The sequence below is a fragment of the Thalassotalea litorea genome (genome assembly GCF_005843925.1).
In the GTDB taxonomy this organism is placed as follows: domain Bacteria; phylum Pseudomonadota; class Gammaproteobacteria; order Enterobacterales; family Alteromonadaceae; genus Thalassotalea_A; species Thalassotalea_A litorea_A.
In genome coordinates, this window is the sequence record NZ_VCBC01000025.1 from 1 (window position 1) to 18747 (window position 18747).

The 18747-nt window shown below is 43.2% G+C and carries 14 protein-coding genes and 1 tRNA gene; all 15 read right to left on the bottom strand.

The annotated features are described in order from the left end of the window. Nucleotides 1-140 (bottom strand): GTP-binding protein (locus tag FE810_RS16670; protein WP_246037037.1); only part of this gene is annotated, 140 nt, incomplete at its 3' end. Nucleotides 141-193: 53 nt separating this feature from the next. Then, nucleotides 194-2299 carry an elongation factor G gene (fusA, locus tag FE810_RS16675; protein WP_138321763.1) on the bottom strand — a complete coding sequence of 702 codons (2106 nt, stop codon included), beginning with the start codon at nucleotides 2297-2299 and terminating at the stop codon, nucleotides 194-196. A 77-nt stretch (nucleotides 2300-2376) separates the two neighbouring features. Continuing rightward, nucleotides 2377-2850, bottom strand: a complete 474-nt coding sequence (rpsG, locus tag FE810_RS16680; protein WP_138321765.1) for a 30S ribosomal protein S7 — start codon at nucleotides 2848-2850, stop codon at nucleotides 2377-2379. An 83-nt stretch (nucleotides 2851-2933) separates the two neighbouring features. After that, the gene (gene rpsL / locus FE810_RS16685) at nucleotides 2934-3308 is read right to left on the bottom strand and encodes a 30S ribosomal protein S12 (protein ID WP_033078695.1); all 375 of its coding nucleotides are present in this window, start codon (nucleotides 3306-3308) and stop codon (nucleotides 2934-2936) included. A 212-nt stretch (nucleotides 3309-3520) separates the two neighbouring features. Beyond that, entirely contained in the window at nucleotides 3521-7753 is a 4233-nt protein-coding gene (gene rpoC / locus FE810_RS16690) for a DNA-directed RNA polymerase subunit beta' (RefSeq protein ID WP_138321767.1), read from the bottom strand. Nucleotides 7754-7836: 83 nt separating this feature from the next. Further along, nucleotides 7837-11865: a DNA-directed RNA polymerase subunit beta gene (rpoB, locus tag FE810_RS16695; protein ID WP_138321769.1), complete on the bottom strand. Its 4029-nt coding sequence runs from the start codon at nucleotides 11863-11865 to the stop codon at nucleotides 7837-7839. Nucleotides 11866-12070: 205 nt separating this feature from the next. Further along, nucleotides 12071-12436 carry a 50S ribosomal protein L7/L12 gene (rplL, locus tag FE810_RS16700; protein ID WP_138321771.1) on the bottom strand — a complete coding sequence of 122 codons (366 nt, stop codon included), beginning with the start codon at nucleotides 12434-12436 and terminating at the stop codon, nucleotides 12071-12073. A gap of 75 nt (nucleotides 12437-12511) precedes the next feature. Further along, nucleotides 12512-13006, bottom strand: coding sequence for a 50S ribosomal protein L10 (gene rplJ, locus FE810_RS16705; protein WP_138321773.1), 495 nt, complete (start codon nucleotides 13004-13006; stop codon nucleotides 12512-12514). Between the two features lie 296 nt (nucleotides 13007-13302). Continuing rightward, complete coding sequence (gene rplA / locus FE810_RS16710) at nucleotides 13303-14001, bottom strand: 50S ribosomal protein L1 (RefSeq protein WP_138321775.1); 699 nt, start codon at nucleotides 13999-14001, stop codon at nucleotides 13303-13305. 3 nt (nucleotides 14002-14004) lie between these two features. Beyond that, nucleotides 14005-14433, bottom strand: coding sequence for a 50S ribosomal protein L11 (rplK, locus tag FE810_RS16715; protein WP_138321777.1), 429 nt, complete (start codon nucleotides 14431-14433; stop codon nucleotides 14005-14007). Nucleotides 14434-14609: 176 nt separating this feature from the next. Continuing rightward, nucleotides 14610-15581 (bottom strand): sulfite exporter TauE/SafE family protein, encoded by a 972-nt coding sequence (locus FE810_RS16720; RefSeq protein ID WP_171022408.1) that lies wholly within the window; start codon nucleotides 15579-15581, stop codon nucleotides 14610-14612. Nucleotides 15582-15834: 253 nt separating this feature from the next. Then, entirely contained in the window at nucleotides 15835-16380 is a 546-nt protein-coding gene (gene nusG, locus FE810_RS16725; protein WP_138321781.1) for a transcription termination/antitermination protein NusG, read from the bottom strand. A gap of 3 nt (nucleotides 16381-16383) precedes the next feature. Then, the gene (gene secE / locus FE810_RS16730; protein ID WP_138321783.1) at nucleotides 16384-16761 is read right to left on the bottom strand and encodes a preprotein translocase subunit SecE; all 378 of its coding nucleotides are present in this window, start codon (nucleotides 16759-16761) and stop codon (nucleotides 16384-16386) included. A 61-nt stretch (nucleotides 16762-16822) separates the two neighbouring features. Continuing rightward, a tRNA-Trp gene (locus tag FE810_RS16735) sits at nucleotides 16823-16899 on the bottom strand. A gap of 361 nt (nucleotides 16900-17260) precedes the next feature. Further along, entirely contained in the window at nucleotides 17261-18274 is a 1014-nt protein-coding gene (locus FE810_RS16740; RefSeq protein ID WP_138321785.1) for a hypothetical protein, read from the bottom strand. Nucleotides 18275-18747: the final 473 nt, after the last annotated feature.

Here is an 18747-nt window from a genome sequence, read left to right on the forward strand (position 1 = left end):
AAATCACGAACTTCACCACCGTGAGTCTTAGTCAATACCGCTGAAATCGCAGCAGTTAGAGTAGTCTTACCGTGGTCAACGTGGCCGATTGTACCTACGTTAACGTGCGGTTTGGAACGTTCAAATTTTTCTTTAGCCATTTTGCTATACCTTAAAGTTATCAAAGGCAAGGGTTAACCCCTTACCCGAAATCCTAGCCCACACGAGCCTGACATATTGCATCTGCAACATTTTTTGGAGCTTCATTATATTGTTTAAACTCCATGGAGTAAGAAGCGCGACCTTGAGTTGCACTTCTTAAATCGGTTGCATAGCCGAACATTTCAGCTAGCGGAACCAAAGCGTTTACCAGCTTCATGCCGGCAGGGCCTTCTTCCATACCCTCGATCATGCCGCGGCGACGATTTAAATCACCAACAACATCACCCATATTTTCTTCTGGCGTGGTGACTTCAACTTGCATCATCGGCTCTAAAAGGACAGGTTTTGCATCTAATGCCCCTTGCCTAAAACCCATGGACGCAGCCACTTTAAATGCCATTTCGTTCGAATCCACATCATGGAAAGAACCATCAAACAAGGTAACCTTGATATCCAACATAGGGAAACCAGCAAGTACACCGTTGTTCATTTGTTCCTGACAGCCTTTCTCGACAGCACCCCAATATTCTCTTGGAACTGCGCCACCAACAATTTCGCTTTCAAATTGGAAGCCTTCGCCTTCGGCAATAGGTTCCATTTTCAGCCAAACATGACCGAACTGACCACGACCGCCAGATTGACGAACAAACTTACCTTCTACTTCTACCGATTTACGAATCGTTTCACGATAAGAAACTTGAGGTTTACCGACATTACAGTCAACTTTAAACTCACGCTTCATTCGATCAACGATAATGTCCAGATGTAACTCACCCATTCCGGAAATAATCGTTTGACCAGTTTCGTCATCAGTCTCAACACGGAACGACGGGTCTTCAGCAGCCAATTTACCTAAAGCAACACCCATTTTTTCCTGGTCAGCCTTGGTTCTTGGTTCTACAGCAACCGAAATTACCGGTTCTGGGAATTCCATACGCTCTAATGTGATGACTTTATTTGGATCACAAAGTGTATCGCCCGTTGTCACGTCTTTAAGACCAATCAAGGCGGCGATATCACCGGCACGAACTTCTTTAATTTCTTCCCGGTTATTGGAGTGCATTTGGACAATACGACCAATGCGCTCTTTTTTGGATTTTACCGGGTTATAAACCGCATCACCAGAATTAACGATACCACTGTATACGCGAATAAAAGTTAACGTACCAACAAAGGGGTCCGTTGCGATTTTAAAAGCTAACGAGGCAAACGGTGCACTGTCATCAGCTTCTCGAGTTCCTTCAGTTTCTTCTTTGTCATCATTGATGCCTTTAATGGCATCAACTTCAGTTGGCGAAGGCATGTATTCAATGACACCATCCAATACCGCCTGAACCCCTTTATTCTTGAAGGCAGAGCCACAAGTACAAAGTATGATTTCATTATTAATTGTACGAGCGCGCAGGCCTTTTTTAATGTCTGCTTCAGACAAATCACCTTCTTCCAGGTATTTATCCATTAACTCGTCATTGGCTTCCGCGGCGGATTCAACTAAGTGTTCACGCCACTCTTCAGCCATAGCCTGCATTTCTGCAGGAATTTCTTCATAATTGAAAGTCATTCCCTGGTCTGCTTCGTTCCAGTTAATGGCTTTCATTTTAATCAGATCAACAACGCCGGTAAAATCTTCCTCTGCGCCAATCGCAAGTTGCATTGGGACAGGGTTTGCGCCCAGACGATCTTTCATCTGTTCAACAACGTTTAAAAAGCTTGCCCCTGCACGGTCCATCTTATTGACGAAGACCATACGAGGTACTGAATATTTTTCCATTTGCCGCCAAACTGTTTCAGTTTGCGGTTGTACACCAGAAGATGCGCACAATACGAGTACGGCACCATCGAGAACACGTAATGAGCGCTCTACCTCAATGGTAAAGTCTACGTGACCTGGTGTATCGATTATATTGATTCTGTGGTCCGGAAATTGACCTTCCATCCCCTTCCAGAAACACGTCGTCGCAGCAGAAGTGATAGTGATACCACGTTCCTGTTCCTGCTCCATCCAGTCCATGGTAGCAGCACCGTCATGTACTTCACCGATTTTATGAGACAAACCAGTATAAAAAAGTACACGTTCAGTGGTTGTGGTTTTACCAGCATCTACGTGCGCACAAATACCGATATTCCGGTAGCGCTCAATAGGAGTTGTACGAGCCACAATAGTATCCTCTTCCCAAGGTTTTATACCTTAGATTGCAGAAAAGGGTAGCCACAAAAGTGACTACCCTAAAGTTATTACCAGCGGTAATGTGCGAACGCTTTGTTCGCTTCAGCCATACGGTGAACGTCTTCACGTTTCTTAACCGCAGAGCCTTTATTGTCAGACGCATCTAGCATTTCGTTTGCTAGGCGCTGAGCCATTGATTTTTCACCACGTTTACGAGCAGCTTCAACTAACCAACGCATGGCTAGAGCATTACGACGAACTGGACGAACTTCAACTGGAACCTGATAAGTAGAACCACCTACACGGCGAGACTTAACTTCCACTTGTGGGCGGATGTTATCAAGAGCAGTTTCGAATAACTCTAAGTGCTCTTTATCAGATTGTTTCTCAGCTAAAATGTCTAGTGCACCATACACAATTTTTTCTGCTGTAGATTTCTTACCATCAACCATTAGGATGTTGATGAATTTCGCTAGTAGTTCATTTTTGAACTTAGGATCAGGTAATATTTTACGCTGACCTACAACGCGTCTTCTTGGCATTTTTCAATACTCCGATAAAATTTCAGGAATTTCCCAAAACAATTGCTGTTTCTAAATGTTTGGCCTTACTTGACGGAGTTCCGTTAAGATTTAGGGCGCTTAGCACCGTACTTAGAACGGCCTTGTCGTCTGTCGTTTACACCAGAACAATCTAGTGCGCCACGAACGGTGTGATAACGCACACCTGGTAGATCTTTTACACGACCACCGCGAATTAGGATTACGCTATGCTCTTGTAAGTTGTGACCTTCACCACCGATGTAAGATGTAACTTCGAAGCCGTTAGTTAAACGAACACGAGCTACTTTACGTAGTGCTGAGTTAGGTTTTTTAGGCGTAGTTGTATATACGCGAGTACATACGCCACGACGCTGCGGGCAAGCTTGCAACGCTGGAACGTTGCTTTTTGTTACCTGCTTGACACGTGGTTTACGTACCAATTGGTTAATAGTTGCCATTAAAGGGCTCCTGATTAGTTAAAACATGTGCATATCCGCAGTTGTTTTCTGCATATTATGCACGCTTATAAACGTGAAAAACCGCGACCCTAAACATAGGGTCGCGGAATTCTATAGGTCAAGCTTTAACCTGTCAAGTCGCAGAAGCGATCTCTGCGATCTTTTTTACACTTATACCGAGACGAATAATTGATTACTCAATAGAATCGGTATTACTCTTCGCCTGAACCTTGTGGGGTTCCACCAGAAAGGTTAGCGTTAAGCGCATCAGTTAATGCTTGCTCTGCATCCATTGCAGAAACTGTTGATTCTTCAACCTGTACAGTACCACGTTGGCTTTGACGTTCTTTATGATACGCATAACCCGTACCAGCCGGAATCAAACGACCAACGATTACATTCTCTTTCAGGCCACGTAGACCGTCTTTCTTACCAGCAACAGCAGCTTCAGTAAGAACACGAGTCGTTTCCTGGAACGATGCCGCTGAGATAAATGACTCAGTCGCAAGAGACGCTTTGGTAATACCTAACATAAGAATCTGATAGGCTGCCGGCTGTTTACCTTGAGCTTCTAGCTCGCGGTTAGCAACACGTACTCGAGAAACTTCCGCTTGCTCACCTTTAAGGAAGTCTGAATCACCTGCATCCATGATTTCACACTTACGAATCATCTGACGAACGATGACTTCGATATGCTTATCATTGATTTTTACACCTTGCAGACGATATACGTCTTGAACTTCATTCACGATATAGTTAGCAACGTGCTCAACACCACGCAAACGCAGGATGTCATGTGGAGACTCAGGTCCATCAGCGATAACTTCACCTTTAAGAACCTGCTCACCTTCGAACACGTTAAGCTGACGCCATTTCGGAATCATCTCTTCGTACACTTCACCACTCGGTTGAGTAATTAGAAGACGACGCTTGCCTTTGGTTTCTTTACCAAAGCCAATAACACCGGTAACTTCGGCAAGAATCGCAGGCTCTTTCGGCTTACGCGCTTCGAATAAATCAGCAACACGTGGCAGACCACCAGTAATATCGCGAGTCTTCGAACTCTCTTGTGGAATACGTGCTAGTGCATCACCGATGTTCACTTCCGCACCATCTTCCAAGTTAACAATCGCGTTACCAGGTAAGAAGTATTGCGCTGGAATTTCAGTACCAGCAATCATCACATCTTTACCTTTTGCATCAACCAATTTCACCATTGGGCGCATTTCTTTACCCGCTGAGTTACGTTGTGCAGGGTCAGTAATAACGATGCTTGATAAACCAGTTAACTCATCCGTTTGACGAGTCATCGTCACAGATTCAATTAAATCTACGAATTGGATACGACCAGCAACTTCCGTGATGATTGGGTGAGTATGTGGGTCCCAGTTTGCGATAGTTTCACCAGCTTCGATGCTTTCACCGTCAGCTTTGCTCAATACCGCACCATAAGGAACTTTATAACGCTCTTTCTCACGACCAAGCTCATCAATAACTGTTAGCTCTGAAGAACGTGAAGTTATTACTAACTTTCCTTCTGAGCCTGTTACGAACTTAGCACTTTGAAGTTTCAAGGTACCTGTGTTCTTAACTTGTACGCTGTTTTCTGCAGACGCTCGAGATGCCGCACCACCGATGTGGAATGTACGCATCGTAAGCTGTGTACCGGGTTCACCGATAGACTGGGCTGCAACAACACCGATGGCTTCACCTTCATTAATAAGGTGGCCACGTGCAAGGTCACGACCATAACACTGAGCACAGATACCAAAATCAGTTTCACAAGTGATGATTGAACGAACCCAAACCTGATCCACAGAATGTTCTTCTAAGGTGTCACATTTTTGCTCATCAATAAGCGTATTACGTTCAAACAAGACATCTTCGCTACCAGGAATTAATACATCCTGAGCAACGACACGACCTAGGACACGCTCACGCAGAGGCTCTACAACATCACCACCTTCGATAAGCGGAGTCATTAATAGACCTTTTTCAGTGCCACAATCGTTTTCAGTAACAACCAAATCCTGCGCCACATCAACCAAACGACGAGTCAAATAACCCGAGTTAGCGGTTTTCAATGCGGTATCGGCCAAACCTTTACGCGCACCGTGAGTCGAAATAAAGTACTGTAGTACGTTCAGACCTTCACGGAAGTTAGCGGTAATTGGCGTTTCGATGATTGAACCATCTGGTTTTGCCATCAAACCACGCATACCAGCTAGCTGACGAATCTGTGCCGCACTACCACGAGCACCGGAATCGGCCATCATAAAGATTGAGTTGAACGAGTCTTGTTCTTCCATTTCACCGTCACGGTTTAAAATGGACTCTTTCGATAAGTTATCCATCATCGCTTTGGAAACTTTTTCGTTTGCAGAAGACCAGATATCAATAACTTTGTTGTATTTTTCACCAGCAGTTACAAGACCAGATTCGAATTGTTGTTGAATCTCAGTTACTTCTTCTTCTGCAGCCTCGATAATGGTGTATTTCTCATCTGGAATCACCATATCGTCGATACCAACAGATGCACCCGCAATCATCGCGTAATGGAAACCTGTGTACATAATGTGGTCAGCAAATATAACCGTTTCTTTCAAACCAAGGTTACGATACGCATGGTTTATCAGATTTGAAATTTGCTTCTTACCTAATGCCTGGTTGATGATTTCATAAGGCATACCTTTAGGACAAACCATCCACAAAATTGCACGACCTACGGTGGTGTCAATCAGTTTTGTTTCAGGAACCAGGTTCCCTTCTGCATCTTTGTTATGTTCGGTGATGCGAATCTTAACGCGTGCATGTAATTCTGCCGATTCCGTGCGGTAAGCTTTCTCAGCTTCCTTCGGAGAAGCAAACACCATACCTTCGCCTTTACCATTAACGCGGTCACGGGTCAGATAATACAGACCTAATACAACGTCCTGTGAAGGTACGATGATTGGGTCACCATTCGCCGGTGATAATACGTTGTTGGTAGACATCATTAGCGCACGAGCTTCTAACTGAGCTTCTAGCGTTAACGGTACGTGTACCGCCATTTGGTCACCATCGAAGTCAGCGTTATACGCCGCACAAACAAGCGGATGCAAGTGAATCGCTTTACCTTCGATTAGTACAGGTTCAAACGCCTGGATACCAAGCCTGTGAAGTGTTGGTGCACGGTTAAGCATAACCGGATGTTCACGGATAACTTCATCAAGTACATCCCAAACTTCACCACCTTCACGTTCAACTAATTTCTTAGCCGCTTTGATCGTAGTTGCTAAACCACGTGCTTCTAGCTTGCCGTAAATAAATGGTTTGAATAACTCAAGCGCCATTTTTTTCGGAAGACCACATTGGTGCAAACGAAGTGTAGGACCAACCGTGATTACAGAACGACCAGAGTAATCAACACGCTTACCTAGCAAGTTCTGACGGAAACGACCTTGCTTACCCTTGATCATATCAGCAAGAGATTTCAAAGGACGTTTGTTAGAACCGGTAATCGCACGACCACGACGACCGTTATCAAGAAGTGCATCAACAGATTCTTGCAACATACGTTTTTCGTTACGCACGATGATATCTGGCGCAACCAGGTCTAAAAGACGCTTCAAACGGTTGTTACGGTTGATTACACGACGATATAAGTCATTCAAATCAGACGTTGCAAAACGGCCACCGTCCAATGGAACTAAAGGACGAAGATCCGGTGGAAGGATCGGAAGAACCGACATGATCATCCACTCAGGTTTGTTACCAGACTGAGCAAATGCTTCCATTAATTTTAAACGCTTGGTGATTTTCTTACGTTTAGTTTCACTACCAGTTTCAGGTAGTTCTTCACGCATCTGTGCAATATCACCTTCAAGATCGATGTCTTTTAGCAAAGCAAGTACCGCTTCGGCACCCATTTTTGCATCGAATTCATCGCCATGCTCTTCTAACGAATCTAAATACTCTTCTTCCGTTAGAATTTGACCTCGTTCTAATGTTGTCATACCGGCTTCGGTAACAACATATGATTCGAAGTAAAGAACACGTTCAATATCACGCAACGTCATATCAAGAAGTAAACCAATACGAGAAGGTAATGATTTAAGGAACCAGATATGAGCAACCGGACTTGCCAGTTCGATATGACCCATGCGGTCACGACGAACTTTCGTCAGGGTTACTTCAACGCCACATTTTTCACAAATAACACCACGGTGCTTAAGGCGCTTGTACTTACCACACAAACACTCATAGTCTTTAACCGGGCCGAAAATACGCGCACAGAACAGACCATCACGTTCTGGTTTAAATGTACGGTAGTTGATGGTTTCTGGCTTCTTAACTTCACCGAAAGACCATGAACGAATCATGTCCGGTGACGCTAGACCAATTCGAATACCATCGAATTCTTCTGTTTGATTTTGTTGCTTAAGAAACTTAAGTAAATCTTTCACACTCTGTCTCCTGTCGGAGTTAACATCGGGAGAGGGTTGCCCCTCTCCATGTAGTAACTTTACTGAATAAAATCAGTGCCCGGTTATTCCTGGTCCAATTCGATATTGATACCTAACGAACGGATTTCCTTCAACAATACATTGAACGATTCAGGCATACCTGGTTCCATACGGTGATCACCATCAACAAGGTTCTTGTACATCTTCGTACGACCATTAACGTCATCAGATTTAACCGTAAGCATTTCCTGTAGGGTGTAAGCAGCACCGTATGCTTCTAGTGCCCATACTTCCATCTCACCGAAACGCTGACCACCGAACTGAGCTTTACCACCCAGCGGTTGTTGAGTAACCAGTGAATAAGAACCAGTTGAACGAGCATGCATTTTGTCATCAACCAAGTGGTTAAGCTTCAGCATATACATGTAACCAACAGTTACAGGACGTTCAAATTCACGACCAGTTCGACCATCAATCAAGGTAAACTGACCACTTTCAGGCATATCCGCTAAGCGGAATAATTCTTTGATTTCTTTCTCAGCTGCACCATCAAATGCTGGTGTTGCAATCGGAAGACCGGCACGCAAGTTATCTGCGAGACGCATGATTTCATCATCAGAGAACGTATCTAAGTCAACTTCCTGACGAGACTCACCAACGTTATACACGTCTTTTAGGAATTCACGCATTTTCGCGACTTCCTGCTGAGCCTTAACCATACGGTCAATCTTTTCACCGATACCGCGAGCTGCCATACCCAAGTGAGTTTCAAGGATCTGACCGATGTTCATCCGCGATGGTACACCTAGCGGGTTAAGCACGATATCAACCGGCTCACCGTTTTGGTCATATGGCATATCTTCAATCGGTACAATCGATGAAATAACACCTTTGTTACCGTGACGACCCGCCATTTTATCACCCGGTTGAAGCTGACGCTTAACCGCAAGATACACTTTAACTACCTTAAGTACGCCTGGCTGTAAGTCATCACCTTGAGTGATCTTACGACGCTTACCTTCAAACTTTTTATCAAAGTCTTCTTTAATTGCATCATATTGCTCTGCAATTTGTTCAAGGTTAGTTTGCTGTTCTTCGTCAGACAGAACTTGCGTTAACCACTTGTCGCGAGACATAGAAGTTAAGTCAGATTCATTCATACCAGATGCTAACAATAGTTTCTTAGCGCGGGCATAGATACCGTCTTCAAGGATACTGAACTCATCACCAAGGTCTTTCTTAACCTGCTTAAGTTGCATCTCTTCAATTTCAAGCGCACGAGCATCTTTCTCAACGCCGTCACGAGTAAAGATTTGCACATCAATGACAGTACCAGATACTGAGTTAGGTACACGTAATGAGCTATCTTTTACGTCAGCCGCCTTTTCACCAAAGATTGCACGTAATAATTTTTCTTCTGGAGTAAGTTGTGTTTCACCTTTAGGAGTCACTTTACCTACTAAGATATCGCCGCCATTAACTTCAGCGCCAATATAGACAACACCAGATTCATCAAGCTTCGACAGCGCAGACTCACCAACATTTGGAATATCAGAAGTGATTTCTTCTGAACCAAGCTTGGTATCACGAGCGATACAGCTTAATTCCTGAATGTGGATAGTGGTGAAACGGTCTTCTTTGGTTACACGCTCAGAAATCAACATCGAATCCTCGAAGTTGTAACCATTCCAAGGCATAAATGCGATACGCATATTCTGACCAAGTGCAAGCTCACCAAGATCGGTAGATGGACCATCTGCCAATACATCGCCACGTTGAACCGGATCACCAATGTGACAGGTTGGACGTTGGTTAATACATGTGTTCTGGTTAGAACGAGTGTATTTAGTCAGGTTATAGATATCGATACCTGCTTCACCAGGAACCATTTCATTTTCGTTGACACGAACTACGATACGAGAAGCATCGACATAGTCAACCACACCACCACGTTTTGCTACCGCAGTAACACCAGAATCAACGGCAATGACTTTTTCCATACCAGTACCAACTAACGGCTTGTCAGCCTTCAGCGTTGGAACCGCTTGACGTTGCATGTTCGCACCCATCAATGCACGGTTTGCATCATCGTGTTCTAGGAATGGAATCAAAGACGCCGCAACAGAAATAATTTGCTGTGGAGAAACGTCCATAAACTGAACTTGTTCAGAGGACATTAAGGTTGATTCGTTTTTGTGACGACAAGGAACGAGTCCTTCGACCAATTTCTTATCGGCATCTATTTCAGCATTTGCCTGTGCGACAACGTAGTTGCCTTCTTCAATCGCAGATAAGTACTCAATATCATCCGTTACTAAACCATCGACAACTTTACGATAAGGGGTTTCCAAGAAACCGTAGTCGTTGGTTCGAGCGTAACAAGACAACGAGTTGATCAAACCGATGTTTGGACCTTCCGGAGTCTCGATAGGACATACACGACCATAGTGAGTTGGATGTACGTCACGAACTTCGAAACCAGCACGTTCACGAGTCAAACCACCTGGGCCTAACGCAGAGATACGACGCTTATGAGTCACCTCAGAAAGCGGGTTGTTCTGGTCCATAAACTGAGACAACTGCGAAGAACCAAAGAATTCTTTCACTGCAGCTGAAATCGGCTTAGCATTAATCAAGTCTTGCGGCATAACCGCATCCAAGTCACCTAAGCTTAAACGTTCACGTACAGCTCGTTCTACACGAACCAGACCTACGCGGAATTGGTTTTCGGCCATTTCACCAACACTACGGATACGTCGGTTACCTAAGTGATCGATATCATCGACTTCACCTTTACCATCACGAATGGCAATCAGTGTTTTCATTACAGAAATGATGTCGTCGTTTGATAAGACGCCAGCGCCGGTGCTTTCTTTACGACCCACGCGACGGTTAAACTTCATCCGACCAACAGTTGACAAGTCATAACGCTCTTCGGCGAAGAACAAGTTATCAAACAAGGCTTCTGCAGCATCTTTTGTTGGTGGCTCACCCGGACGCATCATGCGATAGATTTCAACTAACGCTTCTAAACGATTAGTCGAACCATCAATACGCAGGGTATCAGACATATATGAACCACAATCGAATTCATTCATGTACAGAGTTTCGAATGACTTATAGCCAGCTTCAGTCAGCTCTGCCAGAAGTTCCAAGGTAATCTCGGCATTCGCTTCAGCAACGACTTCACCGGTAGATTTATTTACGTATGGCTTGGACAATACGCGACCTACAATGTAGTCAGCCGGAACTTCTAATGTTTCAACATTTTCTTTGGCTAAAGCACGAATGTGACGTGCAGTAACACGACGACCTTGTTCAACAAGCACATCGCCATTTGGCATCTTAATGTCAAAGATTGCGGTTTCACCACGTAAGCGATCTGGAATTAATTCCATGATTAGCTTGTTCTTTTTCAGATCGAAACGAGTCGTTTCATAGAACATTGCCAGGATTTCTTCAGTGCTGAATTCAAGAGCGCGAAGAATAATAGACGCAGGCAACTTACGACGACGGTCGATACGAACGAAAAGGTTATCTTTTGGATCGAATTCAAAGTCCAACCATGAACCACGGTAAGGAATAACGCGAGCGTTATATAATACTTTACCTGAAGAGTGGGTTTTACCTTTATCGTGATCAAAGAAAACGCCAGGAGAACGGTGTAATTGTGAAACAATAACACGTTCTGTACCGTTAATTACAAAGGTACCATTTTCCGTCATCAATGGGATTTCACCCATATAGACTTCTTGTTCTTTGATATCTTTAACTGTACCTGCGGCGGCCTCTTTATCATAAATGACTAAACGTAATTTAACGCGAAGAGCTGCCGAATAGGTTAACCCACGGATTTGACATTCTTTCACGTCAAATAGTGGCTCGCCTAAACGATAACTAACGTATTGTAATTCTGAATTACCAGAATAACTTTTAATGGGGAATACAGAACGGAATGCGGCTTCTAAGCCATGTTCACCCGTTGGATCGATATCAATAAACTTGCGGAAAGATTCGAGTTGGATAGACAACAGGAATGGATAGTCCATTACCTGAGCGCTCTTACCAAAGTCCTTTCTAATTCGTTTCTTCTCAGAATAAGAGTAAACCATGGGGTTCCTCAGCTTGCTGGTTATGGCCGAATCTGTCTTTTCAGACAGGAGTAAAACTAAATCTTGGTCACTTTTTCAGAAACCAAGATTTAATAATGCACTGTTTTGGTTTAAAAAAAAACCATATTCTTTAGCGCAAAAAGGCCGGTGACGTTTAAATCACCAGCCATTGCCTTTTTAGGCAGCAAATCTGTAGTTATACAGATTACTTGATAGCAACCGTAGCACCGGCTTCTTCAAGGTCTTTCTTAAGTGCTTCAGCTTCAGCTTTATCAACACCTTCTTTAAGAGCTTTAGGAGCTGACTCAACAACTTCTTTCGCTTCTTTAAGACCAAGACCAGTCGCGCTACGAACAGCTTTGATTACAGCAACTTTGTTGCCGCCAAAGCTTTCTAGAACTACGTCAAATTCAGTTTGCTCAGCAGCAGCCGCGCCTGCGTCAGCAGCAACAGCAACAGCTGCAGCAGCAGAAACACCGAACTTCTCTTCCATTGCTTCAATTAGTTCAACAACTTCCATTACAGACATTTCTGCAACAGCGTTTAAGATATCGTCTTTAGATACAGACATTGTAATCTTTCCTATTTTGATAAACAGCCCACTGGCTGTTTGAAATAACTATATAATACAAATAAACAGCGTAAATTAGGCTGCTTCTTGCTCTTTCTGATCGCGAAGTGCAGCAATAGTGCGGACAAGTTTGCCTGCAGATGCTTCTTTCATAGCGCTCATTAAACGTGCGATGGCTTCGTCGTATGTAGGTAACTTAGCAAGTACTTGTACATCAACAACTTCACCTTCATAAGCAGCTGCTTTTAATTCAAAAACTTCGTTTGCTTTAGCGAAGTCAGAAAAAATACGTGCAGCAGCACCTGGGTGCTCGCTTGAAAATGCGATTAGTGAAGGACCAACGAAATTGTCTTTTAGACATTCGAAAGACGTTCCTTCTACTGCACGACGTGCAAGGGTGTTACGAACGACTTTCATCCATACACCGTTTTCACGTGCTTGCTTACGCAAAGCAGTAATCGCTTCAACTGTGATACCACGGGAATCCGCGATTACAGCTGATTGAGCGCCATTGGCAGCTTCTTGAACTTCAGCAACAATTGCTTTTTTGTCATCAAGATTGATAGCCATTGGCTTTAACTCCTGGTTCCACCGGTATAAACCGGTAATTAAAACTCCCGAGTCGGGTTGCACTGCTTAACACAGAGCTTCGCCATCCCGGGCCATTGCGGCGAGAGCCAGAAATTTTAGGAAAAAATCTGGGTAATCACCATCTACGTAGGAAATTAAGCGGTCAACCCACTAACGTGAATATTTAACACACCTACGGTCTTGGACGGGAGCTCAAAATAACATTGAGCACCTACCAAAATTAGAGGGGCGAAATTATAGACTAATAACACCCCTTTGTAAACGTTAAAAACGTATTAGCTTTCAGTCAAAGAACCTTGAGCGATGGCAACACCAGCACCCATGGTTGTAGAAAGGCTGATCTTCTTGAAGTAAGCACCTTTCGCTTGAGCTGGCTTAGACTTTTTAAGTGCAGTAAGCAAAGCAACAAGGTTTTCTTCCAACTGACCGTTTTCAAAGTCAACTTTACCGATTGTAGAATGAATAATACCATTCTTGTCGTTACGGTAACGAACCTGACCAGCTTTTGCATTTTTAACTGCAGTCGCTACGTCTGGAGATACAGTACCAACTTTCGGGTTAGGCATAAGACCACGAGGACCTAGAACCTGACCTAGTTGACCAACAACACGCATTGCGTCAGGAGTCGCGATAACAACATCAAAGTTCATTTCGCCTTTCTTCACCTGCTCAGCAAGATCTTCCATACCAACGATGTCAGCACCTGCTTCTTTAGCAACGTCTACGTTTGCACCTTGTGTAAATACAGCAACACGTACATCACGGCCAGTACCATTTGGAAGAACGGTAGCGCCACGAACGTTTTGATCTGATTTACGAGCATCGATACCTAGCTTAACAGCAACATCAACACTTTCTTTAAAATTAGCTGTCGCCAACTCTTTCAATAAAGCTAACGCTTCATTGATTTCGTATTCTTTTAATACGTCTACTTTTTCACGAATTAGACGAGCACGTTTTGATAATTTAGCCATTGATTAATCCTCTACCACTAAACCCATAGAACGAGCTGAACCCGCGATTGTACGTACCGCAGCATCCATATCCGCTGCAGTTAAATCTGGCTCTTTAGTCTTAACAATTTCTTCAAGCTGAGCACGTGTAACCGTACCAACTTTTTCAGTGTTAGGACGACCAGAACCACTTTTGATACCAGCAGCTTTTTTCAACAAGTAAGAAGCCGGTGGAGTTTTTGTGTCAAAAGTGAAAGAACGGTCATTGTATACAGTAATAACTACTGGAACTGGAGCGCCTTTTTCAAGAGAATCTGTTTTTGCGTTAAACGCTTTACAGAATTCCATGATGTTCACACCGTGTTGACCAAGAGCTGGACCAACTGGGGGTGAAGGGTTAGCTGCACCAGCAGCAACCTGTAGCTTGATTAAAGCTTGGACTTTTTTAGCCATGATTTAATACCTTTAGTATGGGTACAAGCGCTATTGAATTAATAGCTCCCCGTTGAAAATAGGACTTTATTCGTCAGCCTAGCGGGCCTCAAATAAAATCGGCAGCGGATTATATATTAACCAAGGGAACAGGATCAAGGGATACGTCTAAAAAAGAAGCAATAAACGGAAATTATTTAAAAGGGAAGGATACCGGCAATACCAACAAGTAAAATCCAGGTTCCCAGAAAGAGCTTTAAGCGCATGCCACCCATGGCTTGAGCAATAAAGCGAGCGACTAAGCCACCAATCATCGCACCAGGGGCTGCAAATAACAGAACTTCAGTAACCACGAGCCCCTGTAACGCAAAATCTGCGATTCCAGCCAAAACCGTGAGTGCCGATACCATGACACCAACCGCAACCGAATACATCACTGAGAAGCCTAAAAGCAGCAACACAACGGCGATAATTTCGCCAACTCCAACACTGATCCATGCGGTGATAATCCCGCCAATCAAACTGGCAATCATCAGTAATAAGAAGTTTGCTCGCGTAAAAGACTGTTCAGTATGACTGACTTTATCACCTATCATGGCAATCTGGGCCAATACGAGAATCCCGAACAGCAAAGAAAAAATACTGAAAATAAGATTCACATCACCAATCGGTGGTAATGGTAAATATTGAACTAACCACATACCCAAAATCGATGCAGGTGCACAAATCAGCAGTGCTTTAAACACAAGTGACAGAGATTCTGGGGTTTTCGTTGCGGGTGTCGTTGTGCTAGTTCGCGTTTGCGATACTTTGTCTTTTTCTCGAAACCAATAGAACCAAGTCAAACTCCCCATCGTCATCCCAAAGCATTGGATTGCTATGCTGGTAGCAATGACCTGTTCTATATTCATTCCCAATGCACTAAAACTCGGTACAAAGACGATGCCACCACCAGCGCCAGTTGAGTTTGCAGCGATCGCGCCACCAATACCTAGAAAAAGAAAACCAAAGTATTCCGCTATCGTATCCAATGGATTAGAAAATGTTTGCAAACACCAAAGCCAAAGGCAAAACACAGAAAGCCCGGCCACTGACCATTTAAGCCAACGATGTTTTCGTTCACTTACCAGCAATTCAGAATTTGAGGGGTTAATGGAAGATACAGACATTTTCAGCGCATATGATTTTTTTGCCCAAACTACCCCACTCCTACGCTCTGAGCAAGCGTAAATGTCGTATTTCATATGAATTTAAACAAAGGTAACCTCGCAAATACAGGAAGTTAACATCAATCGTTCCATTCCACCGTCATTATCTACACTGCATTACCCGCAAAATGACGTTGACCCGCGCTGCAGGGATTTATCTCCCTAAAAGCAAAAACCCGGCAAATGCCGGGTTTTTAAATCGAGAGATTTGACGTTAGCCTTTTTCTACCTGGCTAAACTCAAGCTCAACTGGGGTTGCACGACCGAAGATTGAAACAGAAACCTTAATACGGCTCTTTTCATAATCCAGCTCTTCAACAACACCATTAAAGTCTGCAAATGGACCATCAATAACGCGAACCACTTCACCGGGTTCGAACAATGTTTTAGGTCTTGGTTTATCTGAAGAGTCTTCAAGACGTTGCAATATGCGATCAGCTTCTGCCTGGCTGATTGGTGCAGGACGATCACTCGTACCGCCAATAAAGCCAAGAACACGAGGAACACTTTTCACTAAGTGCCAAGCTTCTTCGTCCATCGCCATTTCAACCAAAACATAACCTGGGAAGAATTTACGGGCGCTTTTACGCTTTTGCCCTGCACGCATTTCTACGACTTCTTCCGTGGGCACTAAAATCTGTCCAAACTTATCTTCTAAGCCGTGGATTTCAATATGCTCAAGTAAGGTTTTTTGCACACGAGCTTCATAACCTGAAAAGGCCTGAACCACGTACCATCTTAATTTAATATCTTCAGACATAGATTAAACCTGTATAGAAGTAATAAAGTTGACGATCCAAAACAATAGGGTGTCTAAACCCCAAAGCACTAACGCCATAAACAATGTAGCAACAATTACAATACCTGTTGTTTGTAATGCTTCCTGACGTGTTGGCCATACTACTTTACGTACTTCAGTGCGTGATTCTTTTGCAAACGCAATGGCATTGCGGCCTTTTTCAGTTTGCGCTGCAATCAAACCCGCGACTGCAACTGCAACGACTGCAGCAACCGCACGGATAAGCACTGATACTTCACCATACATATAATTAGCAACAACGATACCCGCTAAAATAAGGATTACTACACCCCATTTAAGAGTATCTAGAGAACCTGATTGGTTTTCTGTACTAGCATTCATAACTTTGACCTGTTCCCGTCATTCAGATAAAAACCCCGACACCTGTCATGGGCTTGAAAATTGGCAGGGGTGGAGAGACTCGAACTCCCAACCGTCGGTTTTGGAGACCGCCGTTCTACCAATTGGAACTACACCCCTTCAAAAGAGGGACATTATAAAGGCGTTAATTTGAAATTGCGATTACTAGTTGCGCAAAAAACTAAAAAAACTCCCTTAAGAGAGTAACTATTAACATTCAAGTTACAGATAAGTCAAAAATTATCCCAATCTTCTCTGAATTGGGATCTATTTAGGATATCAGCCGAGCCACTCTCTAAATAGCGAGTATGAAAAAGCGTTAGTGATGCGTTGTTAATGTTATATCAATAGGGAAAGACCTATTAGCCAGCAACGATTTCGCTTTAACATATTCGCTGAAAAACCTACTTCAAAGTTGATTGGTTTTACACCCATAAGAGTATTTCAATCTTATCGAATTAACTCGGCGTTTAACCCATAATCATTGAAACGTTAATGTTAACGAGGTGATATCTGCCCAACGGGACTCGCCAGACGTTAAATCGCCGATAGGGTCAACCATATCATTATGCTGATTAGGAATTAAATACCCATTATCAGGTAAACTATCTTCATGATAATCGCTTTGCCAATTCCAAGGCCCGTCTTCTTCATGCGTCAATTCATCAATATGAGGAGATGGGTAATTAATTTTCGCGAACGCTCTCACTGGTGTTTCAGGAGTAATCAAAGCCAACAGTGGATGAGTAGTCACATCAAAATCAAAGGTTATTACATTATCTACATGAACAGCACTAACCGACCAAGAATCAGCAGACATTCGCCCAAACTGTTCTGAATGCTCTAACTGACTGTATTGCCAGACAGATCCTCCTAATTGATATATCCTAGCCAAAAAATTTTCAGGATAGTCTTTTTGCCCTTTATAGTGCATCACTTGTACAACGATATCGCTGGGGTCTGTTTTACCATTGAAATTGATATCAAACTCGATGCCATACTCTATTTCCTGAACACCCGCTTTTAAAGCTTCTCGATTTATCAAAAATCTTGTTGGCAGATAATCGAAGGTTAGTTCCGCCTGAATCCGCTCTACCCCTAATTCACGATCGCACGCATTCGCTAAATCAAAGCTTGAAATTTCATATCTTGATAAAGGAAAAGAGTCACCATCAATGTTTAAGATCAAATGATCATTATCAGCATCATATTCAAACTTTTGCTTTTCTACCTCATCAATATACGGGTCGTAAGTTTCAACACTATTAAGCGTGCTACTGATAATTTCTGAAACTTCAGCTTCGTAACAATAAGCCGATTCTGAATAGCTATATAATGTGAGAGAGTCTTTGGAGACGACCAAGTAAACATCGCCCAAATTCCAATTGCCATAGTAGTGTTCTGCCAAAGGTCCTATAGCTTCTTCTTTTGCATTATCAGCACCGCCTCCGCAAGCGGCTAATAATAGTAAACTGGTATAAATTAACTTTTTCATAATCTATTCTTTCTATATTTATTTTCGGACTTTGCTATTGAAAACGTATCGGCCTGATAAGCCTTAATGATTCAGCGAAAAATGGATTAACTGAATTACAACCTTTTTGCTAAAAGTCATTTACGTTTTCGAAAGCAATAAAAAAAGAGCGCCTGGGCGCCCTTTCTATCGACATGCCGGATACCATTAAAAATCTTTATTGAAAGATTTTCGATGCTCTATGACACTGGCAATTATGTTAAATCAATGCCCTTTACGGCGCAAGCAGTTCATTGTCTGCGCGTATTTTTGTCACGACTTAAAAGGCAAAGTATGAATTTTCCAACTGCCCTATTGATATAGAAATTTGCGATAATTTGGCCATTAGGACAAATTAAAAAAGCGAATCGTCATCACGGAACACCGCGAAGGGCTACGTACAGTCGCGCATTCACCCTAACCGCATCCTGCTCACCGGGTATACTTGCGTCCAT

Bases quoted from the DNA above. Each gene is read 5' to 3' on its own strand.
- rpsG (WP_138321765.1), bottom strand. From the start codon at position 2,850: ATGCCAAGAAGACGCGTTGTAGGTCAGCGTAAAATATTACCTGATCCT.
- rplK (WP_138321777.1), bottom strand. From the start codon at position 14,433: ATGGCTAAAAAAGTCCAAGCTTTAATCAAGCTACAGGTTGCTGCTGGT.
- rplA (WP_138321775.1), bottom strand. From the start codon at position 14,001: ATGGCTAAATTATCAAAACGTGCTCGTCTAATTCGTGAAAAAGTAGAC.
- FE810_RS16720 (WP_171022408.1), bottom strand. From the start codon at position 15,581: ATGTCTGTATCTTCCATTAACCCCTCAAATTCTGAATTGCTGGTAAGT.
- secE (WP_138321783.1), bottom strand. From the start codon at position 16,761: ATGAATGCTAGTACAGAAAACCAATCAGGTTCTCTAGATACTCTTAAA.
- rplJ (WP_138321773.1), bottom strand. From the start codon at position 13,006: ATGGCTATCAATCTTGATGACAAAAAAGCAATTGTTGCTGAAGTTCAA.
- rpsL (WP_033078695.1), bottom strand. From the start codon at position 3,308: ATGGCAACTATTAACCAATTGGTACGTAAACCACGTGTCAAGCAGGTA.
- nusG (WP_138321781.1), bottom strand. From the start codon at position 16,380: ATGTCTGAAGATATTAAATTAAGATGGTACGTGGTTCAGGCCTTTTCA.
- rplL (WP_138321771.1), bottom strand. From the start codon at position 12,436: ATGTCTGTATCTAAAGACGATATCTTAAACGCTGTTGCAGAAATGTCT.
- FE810_RS16740 (WP_138321785.1), bottom strand. From the start codon at position 18,274: ATGAAAAAGTTAATTTATACCAGTTTACTATTATTAGCCGCTTGCGGA.
- rpoB (WP_138321769.1), bottom strand. From the start codon at position 11,865: ATGGTTTACTCTTATTCTGAGAAGAAACGAATTAGAAAGGACTTTGGT.